Annotated in this window: 15 protein-coding genes; 10 read left to right on the forward strand and 5 right to left on the reverse strand. The window is 66.7% G+C overall.

Annotated features, from left to right (window positions below; all coding sequences use genetic code 11):
• Positions 1-209: 209 nt before the first annotated feature.
• From IEY58_RS19470 to IEY58_RS19480, 3 genes are all read left to right on the forward strand, one after another.
• On the forward strand, positions 210-1,538 hold the full coding sequence (locus tag IEY58_RS19470; RefSeq protein WP_189048821.1) for an MFS transporter: 1,329 nt from the start codon (positions 210-212) through the stop codon (positions 1,536-1,538).
• Positions 1,539-1,722: 184 nt separating this feature from the next.
• Positions 1,723-2,160, forward strand: coding sequence for a universal stress protein (locus IEY58_RS19475; RefSeq protein WP_189048823.1), 438 nt, complete (start codon positions 1,723-1,725; stop codon positions 2,158-2,160).
• A gap of 275 nt (positions 2,161-2,435) precedes the next feature.
• Complete coding sequence (locus IEY58_RS19480) at positions 2,436-3,464, forward strand: LLM class flavin-dependent oxidoreductase (protein ID WP_189048825.1); 1,029 nt, start codon at positions 2,436-2,438, stop codon at positions 3,462-3,464.
• 6 nt (positions 3,465-3,470) lie between these two features.
• Here IEY58_RS19480 and IEY58_RS19485 read toward each other — a convergent pair whose 3' ends face one another.
• The 4 genes from IEY58_RS19485 to IEY58_RS19500 form a co-directional block, all read right to left on the reverse strand.
• On the reverse strand, positions 3,471-4,670 hold the full coding sequence (locus IEY58_RS19485) for an ABC transporter substrate-binding protein (protein ID WP_229743826.1): 1,200 nt from the start codon (positions 4,668-4,670) through the stop codon (positions 3,471-3,473).
• 80 nt (positions 4,671-4,750) lie between these two features.
• Positions 4,751-5,542 carry an alpha/beta fold hydrolase gene (locus tag IEY58_RS19490; RefSeq protein ID WP_229743827.1) on the reverse strand — a complete coding sequence of 264 codons (792 nt, stop codon included), beginning with the start codon at positions 5,540-5,542 and terminating at the stop codon, positions 4,751-4,753.
• On the reverse strand, positions 5,539-7,164 hold the full coding sequence (locus IEY58_RS19495; RefSeq protein WP_189048827.1) for a benzoate-CoA ligase family protein: 1,626 nt from the start codon (positions 7,162-7,164) through the stop codon (positions 5,539-5,541). Before IEY58_RS19495 ends, IEY58_RS19490 begins: the two co-directional genes overlap by 4 nt.
• 93 nt (positions 7,165-7,257) lie before the next feature.
• Positions 7,258-7,734, reverse strand: a complete 477-nt coding sequence (locus IEY58_RS19500) for a flavodoxin domain-containing protein (RefSeq protein ID WP_189048829.1) — start codon at positions 7,732-7,734, stop codon at positions 7,258-7,260.
• A gap of 111 nt (positions 7,735-7,845) precedes the next feature.
• On the opposite strand from IEY58_RS19500, the gene IEY58_RS19505 reads away from it, so the two are divergent.
• From IEY58_RS19505 to IEY58_RS19520, 4 genes are all read left to right on the forward strand, one after another.
• On the forward strand, positions 7,846-8,736 hold the full coding sequence (locus tag IEY58_RS19505) for a helix-turn-helix transcriptional regulator (protein WP_189048830.1): 891 nt from the start codon (positions 7,846-7,848) through the stop codon (positions 8,734-8,736).
• Positions 8,737-8,958: 222 nt separating this feature from the next.
• A complete protein-coding gene (gene boxC / locus IEY58_RS19510; protein ID WP_189048832.1) occupies positions 8,959-10,602 on the forward strand; it encodes a 2,3-epoxybenzoyl-CoA dihydrolase in 1,644 nt (547 codons plus the stop codon).
• Between the two features lie 2 nt (positions 10,603-10,604).
• Positions 10,605-12,029, forward strand: a complete 1,425-nt coding sequence (gene boxB / locus IEY58_RS19515) for a benzoyl-CoA 2,3-epoxidase subunit BoxB (protein WP_229743828.1) — start codon at positions 10,605-10,607, stop codon at positions 12,027-12,029.
• A 19-nt stretch (positions 12,030-12,048) separates the two neighbouring features.
• On the forward strand, positions 12,049-13,278 hold the full coding sequence (locus tag IEY58_RS19520; RefSeq protein ID WP_189048834.1) for an FAD-dependent oxidoreductase: 1,230 nt from the start codon (positions 12,049-12,051) through the stop codon (positions 13,276-13,278).
• A gap of 37 nt (positions 13,279-13,315) precedes the next feature.
• Here the strand turns inward: IEY58_RS19520 and IEY58_RS19525 are convergent, their stop codons facing one another.
• Complete coding sequence (locus IEY58_RS19525) at positions 13,316-13,747, reverse strand: hypothetical protein (protein ID WP_189048836.1); 432 nt, start codon at positions 13,745-13,747, stop codon at positions 13,316-13,318.
• Positions 13,748-14,116: 369 nt separating this feature from the next.
• Between IEY58_RS19525 and IEY58_RS19530 the strand changes: the two genes are divergently transcribed.
• The 3 genes from IEY58_RS19530 to IEY58_RS19540 all read left to right on the forward strand — a co-directional run bounded on the left by IEY58_RS19530 (position 14,117) and on the right by IEY58_RS19540 (position 16,337).
• Positions 14,117-14,956 carry a hypothetical protein gene (locus IEY58_RS19530; RefSeq protein ID WP_189048838.1) on the forward strand — a complete coding sequence of 280 codons (840 nt, stop codon included), beginning with the start codon at positions 14,117-14,119 and terminating at the stop codon, positions 14,954-14,956.
• Positions 14,953-15,681, forward strand: coding sequence for a hypothetical protein (locus IEY58_RS19535; protein WP_189048840.1), 729 nt, complete (start codon positions 14,953-14,955; stop codon positions 15,679-15,681). Before IEY58_RS19530 ends, IEY58_RS19535 begins: the two co-directional genes overlap by 4 nt.
• 143 nt (positions 15,682-15,824) lie before the next feature.
• Positions 15,825-16,337, forward strand: a complete 513-nt coding sequence (locus IEY58_RS19540) for a MarR family winged helix-turn-helix transcriptional regulator (RefSeq protein WP_189048842.1) — start codon at positions 15,825-15,827, stop codon at positions 16,335-16,337.
• Positions 16,338-16,537: the final 200 nt, after the last annotated feature.

Raw genomic sequence — 16,537 nt, forward strand, 5'->3', positions numbered from 1 at the left:
TTGGCGAAGTTACGGGGAAGGATTAAAGTATTTGCCCCCTTTTCCGAGATGGGAAGGAAGCAGCAGTAGCTCGCGGTGCTGAAGGCCGTTGGAGCTCTCTTCGGCTATTCAGAGTTCCTCCTGGACTCGACGTCGCGAAGGCAGAGGCTGCGCGTCACGGGACAAGTTGGCCTGAAAGCAGGGGAATTGTCCTGGAATGGGAGGACAATATGGCTGTTCGAATTCCGACGGACTTCCGGCGCGTGATTGTCGCCGCTTCGGTTGGAAACGTCATCGAATGGTATGACTTCTATATCTTCGGAAGCCTGGCCGCGGTTCTGTCGGTCAAGTTCTTCGAAAAGAGCCATCCGGTAGCGGCCCTGCTGAGCACGATTGCGCTGTTCACCGCGGGATTCCTGATCCGTCCTTTGGGGGCATTCCTCTTCGGATGGATGGGTGACCGGATCGGCCGCAAATACACATTCCTCATTACGCTCAGCGGAATGGGACTGGGCACGGGGGCGATCGGGCTGATCCCGACCTACGAGTCGATCGGTCTGACCGCTGCGTTCGTTCTCTTCGGGTTGCGGATGATCCAGGGCCTGTGCCTTGGCGGCGAGTATGGCGGCGCGATAACCTACGTCGCCGAGCATGTCCCGGACGAACGCCGCGGCTACTACACCGGCTGGCTGCAGACCTCTCCGACCATCGGGATCGTGGTGTCGTTGGCCGTGATCATCGTGACACGCACCTATTTCGGCAATCAGGCCTTCGAGCAAGGGGGATGGCGCGTGCCGTTCCTGATTTCCTTCCTGCTGGTAGCCATCGCAATCTACATCCGGTTCCGGCTCCAGGAGACGCCGATCTTCCAGGAGATCAAGGCCAAGGGACAGATGACCAAGAACCCCTGGAAGGAGGCCTTCCTCAGCGCCAACATCAAATACGTCGGGATTGCCAGCATTGTCGTGATCGGAGAGGGCGTGGTCTGGTACAGCGGCCAGTTCTGGGCGTTGTACTTTCTGCAGCAGGTTTCCAAGGTGGACCCGCTGACCTCCGCCTACATCGTCGGAGGCGCGCTGCTCATCGCGACGCCCACCCTGATCCTGTTCGGCTGGCTGTCCGACATCATCGGCCGGAAACCCGTGATCCTGGCAGGCTTCGTGCTCGCGGCGGTTACCTATTATCCGCTGTATTCCTGGCTCGGAGCGGTGACGCAGCCGGGCAATATCAACTACGCGATCGCGGTCTTCATCGTCGCGATCCTCGTGTCCTATGTCGGGATGGTGTATGGGCCGATCGGGGCATTCCTGGCAGAATATTTCCCCGGCACGATCCGCTACACCTCGGTGTCGGTGCCGTATCACATCGGCAATGGCTGGGGTGGCGGCTTGGTGCCGTTTATCACCACGGCAGCATTCCAGGCGACGGGCAGCCTCGGCAATGCGCTGATCTACCCGATTGCGGTTCCTGCGGTGTGCTTCGTACTCTGCCTCTTCCTAATGCCGGAGACCCGTAAAATCAGCATTTGGGAGCCGATGGCGACTAAGGCTGCATCCTAGAGCGCGTTTCACGGAATGAGTGGAACGCCAAGCGATCCCCTCATTCCGATCCAGCTCTAGCAGAGGTTGCCCATATGCGGCGGCGCTTGGCGCCGTCGCTGGCTTGCTTGAAGCCCGGGGGCCGGTGCTCCACCTCCAATGGTTTCGTGCGCCGTCGGCGCAGCTGCCCAATGAGGAGGGGAGAATGTACAAGAATATCCTCATCCCGACTGATGGTTCAGAGCTTTCTGGGAAGGCAGTCGACGGCGGCATTGCGCTGGCCAAGGCGATCGGCGCAGACGTGACGGCGCTGACCGTCTCGCCCCCATTTCATGTTCTCACGATCGACAGGGAGATGATCGAGAGCACGCCAGCCGCGTATAAGACGCGCATGCACGAACATGCATCGAAGATCCTCGATGCCGTGGCAAGCGCGGCCGCAGCGGCGGGGATCCCGTGCGACGCGATCCATGTCGAGCACAGGCATCCCTACGAGGCAATCATCGATACCGCCAACTCGAGAGGCTGCGACCTCATCGTCATGGCTTCCCACGGACGCCATGGCGTCTCGGCACTCGTTCTCGGCAGCGAGACGGTCAAGGTGCTGACACACTCCCAGATACCCGTTCTCGTCCATCGCTGAGCAAGAACGGGGTGAAGCTTGCCGGCATCCAGCAGACGGTCGCCGCATCCCGCCCCGCGGCGCAGATCGGCCTCACCGTCGCCGCGGCCCCGTGAAAGAGGGAGCAAGACCCCTTCGCGACCAGAATCGGACGGGACGAGGGCATCATCAAATACCGAGGTTGGTTTCAAAAATGTGCCTATAGCGCCGGTATCTCCCGCTCCCCATGTGATGGACCGCCGAGGCGTCCGGGCGTCCGATGCCTCGGCCGGATTTGACGAGCGGGGAGAGAGCCCATGACACAGACACCCGAGTTCGGGCTCGACACGTTCGGCGACGTCACCGCGGGCCCCGGTGGGCTGCTGCCGCAGGCGGAGGTCATCCGCAACGTCGTCGAGGAAGCGGTCCTGGCCGACGAGCTCGGCATCGATTTCTTCGGCGTCGGCGAGCATCACCGGGCCGATTTCGCCGTTTCCGCCCCGGAGGTCGTGCTAGCCGCGATCGCCGGCCAGACGCAGCGGATCAGGCTCGGTTCGGCCGTGACGGTGCTGAGCTCCGACGACCCGATCCGCGTGTTCCAGCGCTTCTCGACCGTGGATGCGCTGTCGAACGGCCGGGCCGAGGTCATCTTGGGCCGCGGCTCCTTCACCGAATCCTTCCCGCTGTTCGGCTATGACCTTGAGGATTACGAGGCGCTGTTCGAGGAAAAGGTCGATCTCTTCGCGGCGCTGCTGCCGCAGGAACCGGTCAACTGGCGCGGCCAGACGCGCCCGCCGCTCACGGACCAGCGGGTCTATCCGCCGGTCGAGGGCGGGCGGCTCAAGGCCTGGATCGGCGTCGGCGGCAGCCCCCAGTCCGTGGTGCGCGCCGCGCGCTACGACCTGCCGCTGATGCTCGCCATCATCGGCGGCGCGCCTGGGCGGTTCCGGCCTTTCGTCGATCTCTATCACCGCGCCTTCGCCGAGTTCGGCCGCCCGGTGCGGCCGATCGGCGTCCATTCGCCGGGCTATGTCGCCGACAGCGACGAGGCCGCACGCGAAGAGCTCTGGCCCGATTTCAAGCGCATGCGCGACCGGATCGGCGCCGAGCGCGGCTGGCCGCCGATGCAGCGTGCCGAGTTCGACCGCGAAGCCGATCTGGGCTCGCTCTATGTGGGCTCGCCGGAGACGGTCGCGCGCAAGATCGCCGCGACGGTGAAGACGCTCGGCCTGTCGCGCTTCAACCTCAAATACAGCGCCGGCCCGCTCGCCCACGACAAGCTCGTCCGCAGCATCGAGCTCTACGGCCGACGGGTCATCCCGCTCGTTCGCGACATGCTGGCATAACGCCCGCTATTTCTGGGCCAGCGGGCAGCCGCCGTCGGCGAGTGGGCGGAACGCCTTGTCGGCCGGGATGTCGCGCACGGTCTTGTAATAGTCCCAGGGATACTTGCTCTCGGCCGGGGTCTTCACCTCGTAGAGCGTCAAGTCGTAGAGCACGCGCCCGTCGACGCGGATCGAGCCCTTGCGGCCGAAATAATCGACCGGCATCTCGTGCATCTTTCGGCTGACGACCGTGCCGTCCTTGCTGCCGGCGGCCTGGATCGCCTTCAGGTAGTGCATGACCGAGGCGTAGGTCGCCGCCTGCTCCTTCGTCGGCATGCGGCCGATCTCTTTGTAGAAGCGCTTGGAGAAGGCGCGTGCCTGGTCGTTCTGGTCCCAGTAGAAACCTTCGGTGTTGTAGAGATGCTGGGCCGCCTGCAGCCCCATGCTGTTAATATCGGTGATGAAGACGAGGAAGCCCGCGAGTTTCTGCCCGCCCTGGGTGATGCCGAACTCGGACGCCTGCTTAACCTCGGCGATCGTGTTGGCACCGACAGAGGCGAGGCCGATGACGTTGGCGCCCGAGCCTTGCGCCTGCAGCAGGAAAGAGGAGAAGTCGCGCGTGTCGAGCGGATGGCGCACGCTGCCGATGACCGTGCCGCCGGCCTTGGTGATGAACGTGGTCGCATCGCGCTGGATCGCATCGCCGAGCGCATAGTCGGCGGTCAGGAAGAACCATTTCTTGCCGCCGGCCGTCACGGCCGCCTGGCCGGTCGCCGACGCCAGCGAATAGGTGTCGTCCGACCATTGGGTCGTATAGAGATTGCACGACTTGCTGGTGATGTCCGAGGTCGCGGCACCGCCGATGAGCACGACCTTCTTATCGGCGGCGGCGATCTGCTCGACCGCGAGCCCGGCGCTCGAATAAGGCAGGTCGGCGATGGCGTCGACATTCTCCGACTCGAACCAGCGATGGGCGATCTGCACCGCATTGTCGGGTTTGGTCAGGAAGTCGGCCGAGACGAACTCGATCGGCATGCCGGCCGCCTTTCCGCCGAAATCCTCGGCCGCGAGCTTGGCCGCAAAAACGGCGCCGAGGCCGCCGGCGTCGGCCGCGACATTCGACTGGTCGCCCAGCACGCCGATCTTGATGCTGTCGGCCTTGGCCGATCCCGCGGCCAGACCCAGCGCCGCAGCGAGCGCGAGCGCCCGCAATCCCAACGTCCCCATGTCCATCCTCCCAAATGTGCTGATAGCCGATTGGCCAAGTCTCTTTTCCCCTCTCCGCCCTTTGGGCTGAGAGAAGATGATCAGCCGGCGCGCAACAACGCCTCGATGAACGCAGCCGATCGATCTAGCACCGCTGCTGCCTGGTCGCGATGGGGCGAATGCCCGCAGTGCTCCAGCAGCACGATCTCAGTCGCCGGCGTCGCGGCCTGGATCGCGTCCAGCTGCGCGCGCGTGCCGTATTCGTCGTCGAGGCCCTGGATCGCGAGGATCGGGCAGCGGATCGCCGGCAGATAGGCCTCGATGTTCCAGAACTTGAAGCGCGGATCGAGCCAGATGTCGTTCCAGCCCCAGAAGGTCCGGTCGGGGTCCTGGTGATAGCGGCCGAGCTTCGCGCCGAGGTCGGTCGTCCGAAAGACCTCCTTGATGCCGGCAATACTGGTCACGGTCAGATCTTCGACGAAGACGTGCGGCGCCTCGAGGATCAGGCCGGCCACAGCGTCGGGGTGCCGGCCGGCGTAGATCAGCGCGATCGAACCGCCGTCGCTGTGCCCGAACAGCACCGGCCGGGTGATAGCGAAGTGGTTGAGCACGGCCGGCAGCACGACTTCGCCCTCGTGGTGCATGTATTCGACCGGTCGCTTTTCCTCGAGCAGGCTCGAAGCGCCGTAGCCGTAGCGGGAATAGGCCAGGACGCCGCAGCCGGTCGCACGGGCGAGGCGCTCAGGGAAATCCTTCCAGAGTGCGACCGAGCCCACGCCCTCGTGCAGCATGACGATGGTCGACGCATCAGGCCGGGCGGGCGCCAGCCACGCCGTCTCCAGCCGCCGGCCGTCGATCTCGACGAAATCCCGCTCGATCGTGGTCACCGTCACTTCTCGGCATCTCCTCGAGGATGGGCGGCTTCACGACTGCGCAGCACGTGGCGCTGGATCTTGCCGGTCGCCGTCTTGGGCAGGTCGTCGACGAACTCGATCCAGCGCGGATAATTGTGGGGGGCGAGCCGGCTTTTCACGTGGTCTTGCAAGGCCACAATCAAGGCCGCATCGGCCGAGGTGCCGGGCTTCAGCACGACAAACGCCTTGGGCTTGACGAGCCCCGCCGCATCCGCGACGCCGATGACGGCTGCCTCCTGCACGGCCGGATGGCCGATCAGCGCCGATTCGACCTCCATCGGCGAGACCCAGATGCCGCTGACCTTGAGCATGTCGTCGGCCCGGCCGCAATGGATATAGTCTCCAGCCTCGTCCTGGCGGAACTTGTCGCCGGTCTTGACCCATTCGCCGAGGAAGGTCGCGTGGGTCTTCTCCGGATTGTTCCAATAATGCGCCGCGGCAGTCGGGCCGCTCACTTCCATCTCGCCGATCTCACCGGTCGCCACCTCGCGTCGCGTCTCGTCGACCAGCCGCACCCGGTAACCGGGCACCGGTCGTCCGGTCACACCGTAGCGCACGGCCCCAGGCCGATTCGACACGAAAATATGCAGCATCTCGGTCGAGCCGATGCCGTCGACGATCTCGACGCCAGTCAGCTCGGTCCAGGCGCGCCCGACCTCGGCCGGCAACGCCTCACCGGCCGAGGTGCAGAGCCGGAGCGCGTGCTCGCCCCTACCCGGCAAGGCCGGGCTCGCGACCAGGGCGGCATAGAGCGTCGGCACGCCGCAGAACAGCGTCGGCCGGGCGCGGCGCAGCACGTCCGCCACCATGTCGGGGGTCGGCCGGCCACTCACCAGCACCGCGCTGGCGCCGACCGCCATGGGAAAGGTCAGCGCATTGCCGAGCCCATAGGCGAAGAACAGCTTCGCCGCCGAATAGACGAGATCCCCCTCGCCGATCTCGAGCACGCCCTGGCCGAACAGCCGGGCGGTCTCGATCAGGCTGGACTGGCGATGCACCGTGCCCTTGGGCCGGCCGGTCGAGCCCGAGGAATAGAGCCAGAAGCACACGTCGTCGGGCCGGGTCTGGGCCGCCAACGCGGTCTTGTCAGCCTCGGCCATGAGCGGCGCCAGCAGCGGCCGGCCTTGGCCCTCGGCACCCGAGACGACGACGAGCCCATCCCACTTGGCGATGTCGGCCGCTTCGACGAGCTTCGGCAGTAGCGCCTCGCTCACGACGAGCGCGCGGGCGCCGCTGTCGGCCAGCATATGGGCGAAATCGGCCGGCTGCAGCAGCGTGTTGGCCGGGATCGGCACGACGCCGGCCTTGATGGCGCCCAGGAAACAAGTCGGGAAATCGATCGTGTCGAGGAGGGCGAGGACGAGGCGCTCGCCCGGCGCCACCCCGAGCGTGTGCAGGACATTGACGAAGCGGTCGGCTCGCTCGGCGAGATCGCCGTAGCTGTAGCTGCCAGCCTCATCGATGAAGACGGTCTTGGCCGCCCGGCCGGCCGCGAGGTTCCGGTCGATGAGGTCGACCGCAGCATTGTAGAAGCCTGCGGGCGACGTTCCCGCCCCCTTGCGCCCGTTTCCGTCGCGCCCCGGCGCTGCGGCCAGACTCATCGGCGTTCTCCCTCCCTGTGCTTTTCGCTCGGCAGTCGGCCGCTTCTTGGCGGCGGCCCTGTCTCGTCTTGTTTTGCCTTCTTGGGTGCCGGCTCAGGTCATGACGGGCGCCGGCGCCAGATGCTCGTCGACCCAGCCCACCACCCAATCGGCGGCGATCTCTTCCGGCATCGTGCCGGCGCTGGCGTCATGCAGCAGCGGCTCACCGATCCGCCGGGCGCCGAGCTCGGCCAAGAGGCGCGCAAATTTCCGCCCGCCCTCGCAATAGGTCGTCTTATAGGTCCGGTCGCCGAGCGCCACGATGCCGAACGAGACACCGGAGAGATCGGGCCGCGCCACCTCGAGCGCAGCAAAGAACGCCTGCGCATTGTCGGGCACGTCGCCGTTGCCGTAGGTCGAGGTGACGATCAGGAAGGCGCCGCCGCGCTCGAACACATCGATGCCGAGCCCGTCCATCGCCTGGGTGTGCGCCGCATGCCCGGCGCCTTCGAGCGCTGCCTGCACCTCCTCGGCGACGAGCTCCGCCGTGCCGGTCATCGTGCCGACCAGGATGGTGATGTCGACCGTCATCGGCTCCTCCGCTACAGTCGCCCCATAATCTGCTGGATCGCGACTTTGTCGACGCACTATAATACATGTTCGAGATCGGGCAAGCGTCATAGTTCAGGTCGAGACATTTCCATGGCCACACCAGCCCCCCGCCCCGTCTATCGCCCGGCCGAGCGGACGTCGGATGAGGAATTCCTGAAGCGCCTGGGCGATCGGGTGCGCGAGGCGCGCGCGAAGCGCGGCATGACGCGCAAGATCCTGTCGCGCGATTCCGGCGTGTCGGAACGCTATCTGGCGCAGCTCGAGACCGGCCGCGGCAACATCTCGATCCTGCTGCTGCGCCAGTTGGCGGCGGCGCTCGACATGCCGATCGAGACGCTGGTGCATGAGCAGTCGGAGCCGTCGGTCGACCTGGCCCATGCGCAGGAGCTGCTGCGCCGGCTGGCACCCGAGGATCTGGTCGCGGCCCGGCAGATGCTGCTCCAGCGGTTCGACACCGCAGCGGATGAGGCACGGCGCGGCCATATCGCGCTCATCGGCCTGCGCGGCGCCGGCAAATCGACGCTGGGTGCGGCACTCGCCGAGCGGCTCAAGGTTCCCTTCATCGAGCTCGACCGGGAAATCGAGCGAACGAGCGGCGTGTCGCTCGGCGTGATCTTCGACCTCTACGGCCAGGCCGGCTTCCGCCGGCTCGAACGGCAATGCCTGGCGGACGTCATCGCCCGCCATCCGCGCTTCGTGCTCGCGACCGGCGGCAGCCTGGTCTCGGAGCCGGCGACGTTCGAGCTGCTGTTGAGCCACTGCTTCACCGTGTGGCTCACCGCCTCGCCGGCCGAACACATGGGCCGGGTCATGGCCCAGGGCGACATGCGGCCGATGGCGAGCAACCGCGAAGCCATGAGCGACCTGCAGCGCATCCTCGAGGTGCGTGGCCCGCTCTACGCCAAGGCCGACCGCCGCGTCGACACCGCCGGCCGCACGATCGAAGACAGTCTCGAGCGGCTGGTCGAGGCGGTGGGGTAGCCCCCTTTTCGTCATCCCCGCACAGGCGGGGATCCAGTCCTTTACGCGCGGTAGCGCGGAGAAAAGTCTTATCGCCGCCGACGCGGCTCTTGCTGGATCCCCGCCTGCGCGGGGATGACGGTGAAGAAGCGGCCGCCACGCAAAATACCGCTTTCTCATCCCCAAACATGCATTATGATGCATGAAAACATCGGCACTGCCGAGCGGCTGGGAGGATGCGCCATGATCACTTTCGATGCGGAGCCGACCGAGTATCGGCACTGGCGCCTCGCCGTCGACGGGCGGGTCGCGACGCTGACGCTCGACGTCGACGAGGATGGCGGGCTCAAGCCCGGCTACAAGCTGAAGCTCAATTCCTACGACCTGGGCGTCGATATCGAGCTCTATGACGCGCTGCAGCGCATCCGGTTCGAGCACCCGTCGGTGGGCACGGTCGTGCTGACCAGCGGCAAGGAGCGCATGTTCTGCTCCGGCGCCAACATCTACATGCTGGGCCAGTCGTCCCATGCCTGGAAGGTGAATTTCTGCAAATTCACCAACGAGACGCGCAACGGCATGGAGGATTCGAGCGCGCACGACGGCTTGAAGTTCGTGGCGGCGCTGAACGGCACCACGGCCGGCGGCGGCTATGAGGTGGCGCTCGCCTGCGACGAGATCCTGATGGTCGACGACCGTTCCTCGGTCGTGAGCCTGCCGGAAGTGCCGCTCCTGGGCGTGCTGCCCGGCACAGGCGGGCTCACCCGTGTCGTCGACAAGCGCAAGGTGCGCCGCGATCTGGCCGACCTGTTCTGCACGTCGGCGGATGGGGTGCGCGCCGACCGCGCCAAGGAATGGGGCCTAGTCGACGCGATCGCGAAGCCGGCGGAGTTCCCAGCACTGGTGAAGGCGCGTGCCGAGGCGCTGGCCGCCGCCTCGCCGCGCCCGTCCGACGCAAAGGGCATCAAGCTCGGCAAGCTCGACCGGCGCATCGATGATGCCGGCTACCACTATCCCCATGTCGACATCGCGTTCGACCGCGCCGGCCGGTCGGCAACGCTGACCATCTCGGCGCCCGCGACCGAGCAGCCGATAACGCCAGAGGCGATCGAGGCGCTGGGCGACGGCTGGTGGCCGCTGGCGCTGGCGCGCGAGCTCGACGACGCGCTCCTGATGCTGCGCACCAACGAACTCGATCTAGGGCTCCTCGTGCTGAAGACGCGCGGCGATGCCGAGCGGGTACTGGCCGCGGGCGCCACGCTGCAGGCGCACCGCGACCATTGGCTGGTGCGCGAGACGGTGGGCTACCTGCGCCGCACCTTCGCCCGGCTCGACGTCACTTCGCGCAGCCTCTACGCCATCGCCGACCAGGGCTCCTGCTTCGTGGGCCTGCTCTACGAATTGGCGCTGGCATCCGACCGCATCTACATGCTGGCGCTGCCGGAGGGCGAAGAGAACCCGCCGGAGCTCCGGCTCGACGGCAGCAACTTCGGCCTCCTGCCCATGGTCAACGGCCGGAGCCGGCTCGCGACGCGCTTTTCGGGCGATGACGGCGTGCTTGCCAAGCTCGAAGCGCTCAAGGGCAAGGCACTCACGGCCGAGGCGGCGCTGATGCTCGGCCTCGTGACCGTGGCGCCCGACGATCTCGACTGGGACGACGAGATCCGGCTCGCGGTCGAGGAGCGCGCGAGCCTGTCGCCCGACGCGCTCACGGGGCTCGAGGCAAGCCTGCGCTTCCCCGGTGCCGAAACGCTGTGGACCAAGGTCTTCGGACGCCTCTCGGCCTGGCAGAACTGGGTGTTCGTCCGGCCGAACGCGACCGGCGAACGCGGCGCGCTCAAGGTGTTCGGCACCGGGTCAAAGGCGCAATTCCACTTCGAGAGGGTGTGATCATGGGCATCAATTATCAGGACCGCATCCCGAACAACGTGGATCTGGGCTCGAACCGCACGCTGCAGCGGGCGCTCGAGCATTGGCAGCCCGAGTTCCTGAAATGGTGGCAGGACCTGGGGCCGACCGACTTCCAGGCGAAGGACATCTATCTCAGGACCGCGACCTCGGTCGACGCGCGCGGCTGGGCGACCTACGGCCATGTGCGCATGCCCGACTATCGCTGGGGCATCTTCCTGGCCGAGCCGGACCCGAACCGCCGCATCGGCTTCGGCGACGAGTACGGCCGGGAAGTCTGGCAACAGGTGCCGGGCGAGCACCGCTCAACGCTCCGCCGCCTGATCGTGACCCAGGGCGACACCGAGCCGGCCTCGGTCGAGCAGCAACGGCTGTTGGGCCATACCGCGCCCTCGCTCTACGACTTGCGCAACCTGTTCCAGGTCAATGTCGAGGAGGGCCGGCACCTCTGGGCCATGGTCTATCTGCTGCACGCCTATTTCGGCCGCGACGGGCGCGAGGAGGCGGAGGAGCTCTTGAGCCGCCACTCCGGCGACGGCGACAAGCCCCGGATCCTCTCGACCTTCAACGAGCCGATCTCGGACTGGCTGAGCTTCTTCATGTTCACTTACTTCACCGACCGCGACGGCAAGTACCAGCTGAAGTCGCTCGCCGAATCGAGCTTCGACCCGCTGGCGCGCACCTGCCAGTTCATGCTGACCGAGGAGGCGCACCACATGTTCGTGGGCGACACCGGCATCGCCCGCATCGTGCGCCGGACGCTCGAGGTCATGAAGGAGCTCAACACCGACGATCCGGCCGCGGTGCGGCGCGCCGGCGCCATCGACCTCGCGACCATCCAGAAATACATCAATTTCTGGTTCTCCTCGGCGCTCGACCTGTTCGGCGCCGACCAGTCGTCGAACGCGGCGTCCTATTTCGCGAACGGGCTCAAGGGCCGGCCGGACGAGGCGCAGTACGAGGACCATCTGGCGCTCGACCAGACCTACGCGCTCGAAATGCCGGACGGCCAGGGCAGCATCAAGGTCGAGCCGGTGCCGCTCAGGAACGCCATGAACGAGGTCTCGCGCCTGTCCTACGTCAGGGATTGCGAGATTGGCCTCACCCGCTGGAACCGGCTCATCCAGAAGGCCGGGTTCGACGCGCGCCTGGCCTTGCCGAGCCCGCGCTTCCGGCGCGGCAACGGCAGCTGGGCGAACGTGCCGACCGACACGGCCGGCCGGCCGATCGGCCAGGCCGAGTATGAGCAGCGCCTTGGCGGATGGCTGCCGAGCGATGACGACCGCGCCTTCATCTACAGCTTGATGCAGCCGGTGACCGAGCCCGGCAAGATGGCGGCCTGGATCGCACCGCCCGACCGCGGCATCAACAACCTGCCGGTCGACTATGAGTATGTGCGGCTGAACTAGCCGCCGCGGAACGGGCTTCATGCGCCACATCGCCGTCATCGGCAGCGGCCCGTCGGGCTGCTATCTCGCCGACCATCTCCTGCGCCTGGTGCCGGATTGCCGCGTCGACGTGATCGAGCGGCTGCCGGCGCCGTTCGGCCTGGTACGCTACGGCGTGGCGCCGGATCATCAGGGGACGAAGGCCGTCGCCCGCGTGTTCGACCGCATGCTGGCGCGCGACCGGGTGGGATTCTTCGGCCATGTCGAGGCCGGCCGCGACGTGCGCCTGGCCGAGCTCGAGACGCTCTATCATGCGGTCGTGCTCGCGACCGGCGCACCCGACGATCGCCGGCTTGGGCTTCCCGGCGAGGATCTGCCGGGCGTCATCGGCTCCGGCCGCTTCGTCGGCTGGGTGAACGGCCACCCCGACCATCCGGACCCGGGCCTGGCACCGCCGCGCGCGGCCGTGGTGATCGGCAATGGCAACGTGGCACTCGACGTCGCCCGTGTGCTCGCGAAGACGCCTGAGGAATTCGACGGCTCCGATCTCGGCGCCGATGCTGCCCGGTTCCTGGCGGCAGCACCGCTCGAGGCAGTCCACGTCGTGGGGCGGCGCGGCCCCGGCGACGCGAAATTCACCGAGCACGAGCTCGAGGAACTGGCGACGCTGGCGCGCGCCCGCCCCATGCTCGCCGACCCGCCCGTGCCGATCGAGGACACATCCTGCTGCGCGGTGCTGCGGGGCTTCGCCGGGCTGCTGCCGAAACCGGTCACGATCGCATTTCATTTCGGCTGGACACCGGAGGCGTTCCTCGGCAACGGCCGGGTCGCAAGCGCCCGCTTCCGCAACAGCGCCGGCGCTGTGCTCGATCTCGCGGCCGACCTGGTCGTGACCTGCATCGGCTATCGAACTCGCGCCTGCTGCACAGCGACGCCCGAGGATGGCCGTTTCGCCAATGACGACGGCCATGTCCGTGACCGGCTCTATGCCGTCGGCTGGGCGAAACGCGGCCCGACCGGTACGATCCCGACCAACCGGGTCGAGGCCCAGACCGTAGCGCAGCGCATTGCAAGCAGCCTCGGCAGCGACGAGCGGCCAGGTGGCGCCGGTCTGCGCAGCCTGCTCGACGCGCGTGGCATCCGCTGGATCGACCAGGGCGGCTGGAGCCGGATCGACGCGGCCGAACGGGCGGCGACGGCACCGAACCGCTGCCGCAACAAGCTCACGACGATCGATGCGATGCTGGCGGCCGCGTCGGGCGCCGCCTAGCCCCCCACCCTAACCGGAGACGCCTAACCCGTGACGCCTAACCCGAGACGCCGGCGCGCGCCTCGCGGGCCGCGTCCAGGTCGATGACGTTGCCGCCTGGCTCGTCGACGGCGGCCAGCCCCGGCGAGCGACCGTCGTCGGCTGCGGCCTGGATCAGCTCGAGCGCGCAGCGGCCGAGGATAAGGTCGATCGACGGCGGCAGCCGCTCAAGCACCACATGGATCTCGCAGCAGGATTGGTTGGCGCCGATCCAGACCCAGCCCTGCCCCGCCGCATCACGGTGGATCGACAGGCCGGGGACGATATCAACGAGATCGCGATGGTTGCTGGACAGGAACGAGCGGTCGTCCGACAGATCGACACGGGCATAGAGCTTGCGGACCCCGCCGTCGGTCCGGTGCCCGGCGGTGGCGAACCGGCTGGCCGCGAGGGTCAGAAACTGCCCATCCGTCGGAGTCGCCTTCCCCACCATCCCCTCCTTGCTTCGCCGCACCCCATGGCAGCGACCATAAAGCTCAACCGACTCCGAATTCTACCCGCATGACGCGAACATATCGGATTTGTCAGACAAGGATCAAGATGGTGCGTGCCCCTTTTGCACACCCATTTGCCTTAAAGACACTAAAAGGACACCGACACCTAAAAGGCGAACTAACCGGAGTGCTAGGCTTGATCGCTCCGGTTGTGAATGGTCTTATGGATTGGAGAAGCATCGCCGAAGCGCCGTGTTTACGAGGGTATGGGCACAGTGACATCGATCGTATCCGTCGAAGCACCCAAGCCCGATACGCGTTCAGATAGCAGCCGCCCACCGACGGCGTTGGCGAGAATGCTCCGTTTGCGTGCCTTAAAGCCGTCGCAAGTTGCCAAGCTGGCACTGTGCAGCCCATCAACCCTGTCGCGTGCGGTCCGCGGCGAGAAACCACTCGGCAACCGGTTGCGCGCCACTGTCGCCCGCGTGCTCGACTGCGACGAGCGCGACCTGCTCGACCCGGCCCCGTCCACGAACGTCCGTCGCGTGGTCAACAGCCTCAATCTCGCCGGTGGCGACTTCGCCCTGCCGCTCCGCCTCGATCCGGTGGCGACCGACTTGAGCGAAGCCGAGCATCTCGCCATGGCCGCCTTGGGCCTGCTCAGGGCCAACGAGCCGGCGCTGGCAGCCCGCGTCGTCGAGCGGCTGCTGGACAAGCTGACACCCGAAACCTCGTCACGCTCGCTGCTCGCCTACAGCGGCCGGCTGATCGAATGGCAGGACCGGCTCTCGCCCGATCGCCTGGCGGTGGCGCAGCAGCAATTCCTCGGCCGGGCGCTCACGTGCGGCGGCGACCTGACCGACGGCGTGCTGCAGCCGCTGATCGACGACGGTTCCTGGTCGCGCACCTCGATCTATTGCGCCGATGCGGACCTGACCGTGCGGCATCTCGCAACCGGGCTCGACCATGTGCCGACAACCCAGCGCCTGTGGCAGCACGGCCGCCCGGCGCGCGATCTCTGCGCGCCGCAGTCGCTCATCTCGCGCCTGGTGACCGACCTTGCCCGCGTGCGCGATCGGGAGGCCCCTTTCACCGTCCGCCATGTGCGGGCGGAGATCGGACCCCAGTTCCATGAATGGGACTGCGTTACCGTCCGAGTCGGCCAATTCATCGTCGCTGCGTGCAAGACGATCGAGGTGCGATGAGTCTGTTCCCGCGGGCCGCTCTGTCTCCGACGGAGCGGGCGAGCGTCGAAGCCAAGCTGTACGAGCACGCACATGCGCTCTTGAAGCTCGGCATCCATCTCGAGCTGACGGCGGATTTCCGCCAGCTGCAGGCAGCGAACGCCGTCGCGTGCCGCCGCGGCGGCGTGCCGCTGCTGCCGCTCCTGAACCCGGACCGCACGACGCTTGGCGCCGACAACGCGTTCGCGCTCATCGGCCGGCGCGACGGCATGCCGGTCTGCACGATCGCGGCGGTCATCCGCCACGTCGCGGTCGGCCTGCAGGACGCGCTCGAGGATCTGAGCCTGCTCTACGATCCGCCGGCGCTGGCCGAGGCGACCGACGCCTGGTGCGAGGTCGACGCCGACGACCTGAACGACATCCGCGGCAAGATCATGATGCTGGGCACGCTGTGGCGCGACCCGGACCTGAAGCAGGCCGGCAGCACGGAGATCGGCGATCATATCTTCGCGCTCGCCATCCTCCACGGCCTCAAGCTGCACAAGCCGAACTTCGCCGCCGGCATCATCGCCGGCGAGACGGTCGAGTGGCTGGGCTACGACAAGGAGCATTTCCGCCGCTTCCACCACGGCCTGCGCTACGTCGATCCGGCCTGGGGCTACACGACCGAGACGGACCGGCTGGTGCTGGTCACCATGAGCCGGGCGCGCATGAAGGCGATGTTCCTGGGCCTGCCCGCCATCTGACGCGACCGCTTGGCGCGGCCGTCGATCTTCAACATAAATTATCGAATTCCGGGTTAAATTCTCGTCCATGAGGCGGCGATCAAAGATCCCGCCGATTGGGGCGCCGGAACGCCGGAGCCCGGACCGACGAAGGGTTTCATTAAATGAAACGCACCTATCTGGACCTGATTTCCATCATCGATCAGCTGCATCGCCGCTTCCTCGATCTGGTTGCGATCGAGCTCGATCGCCTCCGCATCATGGAGATCAACAGCGTCCAGGCCATTCTGCTGTTCAACATCGGGACCGCCGACATGACCGTGAGCGAGCTCATGCTGCGCGGCTGCTATCTCGGCTCGAACGTTTCCTACAACGCGAAGAAACTCGCCGAGATGGGCTATCTCATCCAGCGGCGCGCGGCCGAGGACCGGCGCACGGTGCGCGTCCGCCTGTCGCCCAAGGGGCTGGCGCTATGTGCACGGATCGACGCCATGCACGAGCGGCACCTGGCCGAGCTCGCGTCCGCATTGGCCAACGGCGCACCGGCCGATGCCGCCCCAACCAATGCGACCCCGGTCGAGACCACGCTCACGACGCTCCGGCGCTTCGATCGCTTCTGGAGCCGCATGGTCGACGAGGGGCCCCGCGGCAGGGCGATCGCCGACCGCGCCGCCTGATCGAGCGAGCCCTCTCCTCCCGCCGACCGCATTTCCCTCGCCCCGTTTCCCTCGCCCCGTTTCCCCCCACTCTGCCTTGCTCAACCTTGTCGCCTGGACAGGGTGGCGGATCGGCGCCAAGATTTCAGGCGCGTCCTGATACCGCCGGTCCCCCACCCTCGATTTGGGGGCGGTCGGTCGAGAGGCCGTCGGTCGAGAGG

The sequence above is a fragment of the Aliidongia dinghuensis genome (assembly GCF_014643535.1).
Lineage (GTDB): Bacteria > Pseudomonadota > Alphaproteobacteria > ATCC43930 > CGMCC-115725 > Aliidongia > Aliidongia dinghuensis.